The sequence below is a fragment of the Collinsella ureilytica genome, from assembly GCF_019795105.1.
In the GTDB taxonomy this organism is placed as follows: domain Bacteria; phylum Actinomycetota; class Coriobacteriia; order Coriobacteriales; family Coriobacteriaceae; genus Collinsella; species Collinsella ureilytica.
The window spans coordinates 1-5598 of record NZ_JAIMFO010000002.1 but is presented as its reverse complement, the minus strand read 5'-3'; the positions used below and the strand labels follow the sequence as shown (position 1 = coordinate 5598).

Genomic DNA, 5598 nt, shown 5'->3' with positions numbered 1-5598 from the left:
CAGTATATCTCCTTGCCGCGCGGCCGAACCGGCCCGGGCGGGTACCTTGAAAACCGGATACTGCGAGGAGACCGGGGGAGACCCCGGTTCCAAAGACGAAATAAGATGCCATCAATTGTGATGGTTGCAGCGATGAATATGTCAAGCGAAGTAGGAACGAACGCGTCTCTTATATATATAAGAGAAGTAAACCCGTACCTTTTCCTTGCCCAGAAGATCATTGTTGACGCTTTATCAATAGTATGGAATCCGATCGGCGTCATGCCGGCCGGACGAGCAACCTGCTCATACGATCTCGGTCTCACCGAGATCTGTTTGGACGGAGAGTTCGATCCTGGCTCAGGATGAACGCTGGCGGCGCGCCTAACACATGCAAGTCGAACGGCACCCTTCTTCGGAAGGAAGCGAGTGGCGAACGGCTGAGTAACACGTGGAGAACCTGCCCCCTTCTCGGGGATAGCCGCGGGAAACCGCGGGTAATACCCGGTAATACCAACTCGGCGCATGCCGTGTTGGTCATAGCTTTTGCGGGAGGGGATGGCTCCGCGGCCCATCAGGTAGACGGCGGGGTAGAGGCCCACCGTGCCGACGACGGGTAGCCGGGTTGAGAGACCGACCGGCCAGATTGGGACTGAGACACGGCCCAGACTCCTACGGGAGGCAGCAGTGGGGAATCTTGCGCAATGGGGGAAACCCTGACGCAGCGACGCCGCGTGCGGGATGAAGGCTTTCGGGTCGTAAACCGCTTTCAGCAGGGATGAGAAAAGACAGTACCTGCAGAAGAAGCCCCGGCTAACTACGTGCCAGCAGCCGCGGTAATACGTAGGGGGCGAGCGTTATCCGGATTCATTGGGCGTAAAGCGCGCGTAGGCGGCCGGGCAGGCCGGGGGTCAAATGGCGGGGCTCAACCCCGTCCCGCCCCCGGAACCTCTTGGCTCGGGTCCGGCAGGGGAGGGTGGAACACCCGGTGTAGCGGTGGAATGCGCAGATATCGGGTGGAACACCGGTGGCGAAGGCGGCCCTCTGGGCCGAGACCGACGCTGAGGCGCGAGAGCTGGGGGAGCGAACAGGATTAGATACCCTGGTAGTCCCAGCCGTAAACGATGGACGCTAGGTGTGGGGGGACGATCCCTCCGTGCCGCAGCTAACGCATTAAGCGTCCCGCCTGGGGAGTACGGCCGCAAGGCTAAAACTCAAAGGAATTGACGGGGGCCCGCACAAGCAGCGGAGCATGTGGCTTAATTCGAAGCAACGCGAAGAACCTTACCGGGGCTTGACATGCGCGTGAAGCGGAGGAGACTCCGTGGCCGAAAGGAGCGCGCACAGGTGGTGCATGGCTGTCGTCAGCTCGTGTCGTGAGATGTTGGGTTAAGTCCCGCAACGAGCGCAACCCCCGCCGCATGTTGCCAGCAGGTTATGCTGGGCACTCATGCGGGACTGCCGGCGTCAAGCCGGAGGAAGGCGGGGACGACGTCAAGTCATCATGCCCCTTATGCCCCGGGCTGCACACGTGCTACAATGGCCGGTACAACGGGATGCGAAGGCGCAAGCCCAAGCGGATCCCTTAAAGCCGGTCCCAGTTCGGATTGGGGGCTGCAACCCGCCCCCATGAAGCCGGAGTTGCTAGTAATCGCGGATCAGCATGCCGCGGTGAATATGTTCCCGGGCCTTGTACACACCGCCCGTCACACCACCCGAGTCGTCTGCACCCGAAGCCGCCGGCCCAACCTTTTAGGGGGGAGGCGTCGAAGGTGTGGAGGGTAAGGGGGGTGAAGTCGTAACAAGGTAGCCGTACGGGAACGTGCGGCTGGATCACCTCCTTTCTAGGGAGAAATACATTTTCTAGAAAGCTTTTATTTGAATTGACGAGCGGGTTTCACCCGTCCGGTTTTCGTCTTTGGTGAGTCCTAGCGCTCCCTCGCGGTGTCCGGTTTCGGGGGAAACCCTGCGTACCTTGAGAGCCGCATAGCGAGATGGATCTAGTAGCTATAAGCTACTGAGAAAGATCCGATCGATTCTCCATGCACCATAGCGTGCATGTTATGAGACATGAGATACATCCAATCTGAATTGATAGATTTATTATCGTGAGTAGCATCGAACGATCGCCGAAGATTTTTATCTTCGGAGGTATGCGACACCACAACACTTGATTTAAAAGCCCGGGGGAGACTCCGGGCTTGCATGCAAAGCGGCACTACGTCTCGTACATAGGTGCGAGAAGATATGTAGGGCGTGCGGCGGATGCCTTGGCATGGGAAGCCGATGAAGGACGCGGCAAGCAGCGATATTCCCGGGGTAGGGGCACGCACCTTTTGATCCCGGGGTTTCCGAATGGGTAAACCCGCACAGTGAAGTCTGTGCACTCCTTAAGTGAACACATAGCTTTTGGGGAGACAACCCGGGGAACTGAAACATCTAAGTACCCGGAGGAAAAGAAATCAACACCGAGATCCCCCTAGTAGCGGCGAGCGAACGGGGGCTAAAGGCCAAACCAGTGAGCGCGTGTGGGCGGCAGCCTTTGCGCCACCGGGGTTGTAGGACGCTCATCTAGGGTCTGCCGATCCTAGCGTAGGTATAAAAAGGAGAGCCGAACGGCATGGGAAGGCCGGCGAAACCGGGTTAGAGCCCCGTAGGCGCATCCTTATTTATACTGCGAGAGCTGATCCTGAGTAGATCCGGGCACGTGAAACCCGGCTCGAAGCAGGGGGGACCACCCTCCAAGCCTAAATACTCTCCCATGACCGATAGCGCACAAGTACCGCGAGGGAAAGGTGAAAAGCACCCCGGGAGGGGAGTGAAATAGTACCTGAAACCGCACGCCTGCAAGGCGTCGGAGCAGCTTTTAGGCTGTGACGGCGTGCCTTTTGTAGAATGAGCCAGCGAGTTGCTGGTCACCGGCAAGGTTAAGCTTAGAAGCGAGCCGTAGCGAGAGCGAGTCCGAATAGGGCGACATGAGTCGGTGGCCGCAGACGCGAAGCCGGGTGAGCTACCCGTGGGCAGGCTGAAGCGGGGGTAGGACCCCGTGGAGGGCCGAACGCACTTCGGTTGAAAACGGAGGCGATGACCTGCGGGTAGGGGTGAAAGGCCAATCAAACCCGGAGATATCTCGTTCTCCCCGAAATAGCTTTAGGGCTAGCGCCGACTATAACCCCGGGAGGTAGAGCACCGGATCGATGAGGGGGCTTCGCCGCCTACCGATTCGAACCGAACTCCGAATGCTCGAGGGTTTTGAGGTCGGCAGTCAGATCGCGTGGGCTAAGCCGCGCGCTCGAGAGGGAAACAGCCCAGACCGCCCGCTAAGGCCCCCAAGTCATCGCCGAGTGGCAAAGGATGTGCGTCCGCGCAGACAGCCAGGAGGTTGGCTTAGAAGCAGCCACCCCTTCAAAGAGTGCGTAACAGCTCACTGGCCGAGTGGACATGCGCCGACAATACACGGGGCTAAGCGATGCGCCGAAGCGGCGGAATAATACATTTGTATTATTGGTAGGGGAGCGTCCCGCGCAGGGGTGAAGCCGAAGGGTGACCGACGGTGGACCGCGCGGGAGTGAGAATGCTGGCATGAGTAACGAGAGACGAGCGAGAGACTCGTCCGCCGTAAACCCAAGGTTTCCTGGGCAAGGCTAATCCTCCCAGGGTCAGTCGGGAGCTAAGGTAAGGCCGAAAGGCGTAGCCGAAGCACAGCAGGTAGACATTCCTGCACCGACTGTGTGCCATTATGACCGACGGGGCGACGGATTGGGGTAGCCGGGCGGGGTTCTGGACGTCCCCGTGAAGGCGTGCGGCCCGCATCCCAGGCAAATCCGGGATGCACAAAGGGTGAGGCGCCCAACGAAGCTTTAAGCGAAGCCGGTAAGCCCGTGGTCCCCAGAAAAACCTCTAGGCAGGCACACAGTTGCCCGTACCGCAAACCGACACAGGTGGGTGGGTAGAACATACCGAGGCGATCGGGTCAACCATGGTTAAGGAACTCGGCACAATGGCCCCGTAACTTCGGGAGAAGGGGTGCCCCCGCTAGGTGATCGGACTCGCTCCGTGAGCTGAAGGGGGTCGCAGTGAAGAGGCCCAAGCGACTGTTTATCAAAAACACAGGACTCTGCAGAAGCCGCAAGGCGACGTATAGGGTCTGACGCCTGCCCGGTGCTGGAAGGTCACGGGGAGGGGTTAGCGTTAAGCGAAGCCCCGAACCTAAGCCCCAGTAAACGGCGGCCGTAACTATAACGGTCCTAAGGTAGCGAAATTCCTTGTCGGGTAAGTTCCGACCTGCACGAACGGCGCAACGACTTGGGCGCTGTCTCAACCATGGACCCGGTGAAATTCCACTAGTCGTGAAGATGCGACTTACCCACGGAAGGACGGAGAGACCCCGTGAACCTTCACTGCAGCTTGGCATTGGCCGCTGGTGTGTCGCGTAGAGGATAGGCGGGAGGCTTTGAAACCTGGGCGCCAGCCCGGGTGGAGCCATCCTTGGAATACCGCCCCCGACACGCCGGCGTCCTAACCCCGACCCGTGATCCGGGCGGGGGACCGTGCCAGGTGGGCAGTTTGACTGGGGCGGTCGCCTCCTAAAAGGTAACGGAGGCGCGCGAAGGTCCGCTCGGGACGGTCGGCAACCGTCCTTTTGAGTGCAAGAGCGAAAGCGGGCTTGACTGCGAGGCTTACAAGCCGAGCAGGTGCGAAAGCAGGCTCTAGTGATCCGGCGGCCCCAAGTGGGAGGGCCGTCGCTCAACGGATAAAAGGTACTCCGGGGATAACAGGCTGATCTTGCCCAAGAGTCCACATCGACGGCAAGGTTTGGCACCTCGATGTCGGCTCATCGCATCCTGGGGCTGGAGCAGGTCCCAAGGGTATGGCTGTTCGCCATTTAAAGCGGTACGCGAGCTGGGTTCAGAACGTCGTGAGACAGTTCGGTCCCTATCCTCCGTGGGCGCAGGAGAATCGAGGGAGGCCGCCCCTAGTACGAGAGGACCGGGGTGGACGAACCTCCGGTGTACGGGTTGTCAACCGATGGCATTGCCCGGTAGCCGCGTTCGGACCGGATAACCGCTGAAGGCATCTAAGCGGGAAGCCGTTCCCAAGATTAGTTCTCCTTTTGGTAAGGGCCCAGGTAGACTACCTGGTTGATAGGCCGCAGGTGCAAGGCTGGCAACAGCCTCAGCCGAGCGGTACTAATCGCCCGAGCTCTTACTTGCATCTTATCTACGAGACACCTAGCTGCTTTGGTGTCGCTGAGATACTACATCGATCGGACTTACTGAGTCTGAGCTCTAGATCCACTCCTCGCTGTGCGGCCCTCAGGGTCACGCATCAAGGGTTTTTCCTCGGTAGGCGAGTGTTGCCTACCGGTCAGCGGCTATGGCAGGCGGGGTACGCCCGGAACCGTTCCGAACCCGGAAGCTAAGCCGCCGAGCGCCGAGGGTACTGCGGGGTGAGCCCGTGGGAGAGCAGGGCGCCGCTGACCGGTAGACCACACTTGTTTGTGCGATTAAGACTCGTCTGCTTTGCAGTCGGGTCTTATTTCGTTTGCGAAGGCGCTCATCTGCGACGCTTTGTGGCCGGGTCTTTTGCGCTTCAGTGTCTTTGGTCTGGCGGCCTTTG

3 rRNA genes are annotated in these 5598 nt (G+C 59.6%); all 3 read left to right on the top strand.

Annotated elements, in window-relative coordinates:
- Positions 1-316 precede the first annotated feature (316 nt).
- The 3 genes from K6V98_RS00085 (at position 317) to rrf (ending at position 5461) form a co-directional block, all read left to right on the top strand.
- Positions 317-1823, top strand: a 16S ribosomal RNA gene (locus tag K6V98_RS00085).
- Between the two features lie 394 nt (positions 1824-2217).
- Positions 2218-5193: ribosomal RNA gene (locus K6V98_RS00080) — 23S ribosomal RNA — on the top strand.
- A gap of 152 nt (positions 5194-5345) precedes the next feature.
- Positions 5346-5461, top strand: a 5S ribosomal RNA gene (gene rrf / locus K6V98_RS00075).
- The 16S, 23S and 5S rRNA genes sit together here, the layout of an rRNA operon.
- Positions 5462-5598: the final 137 nt, after the last annotated feature.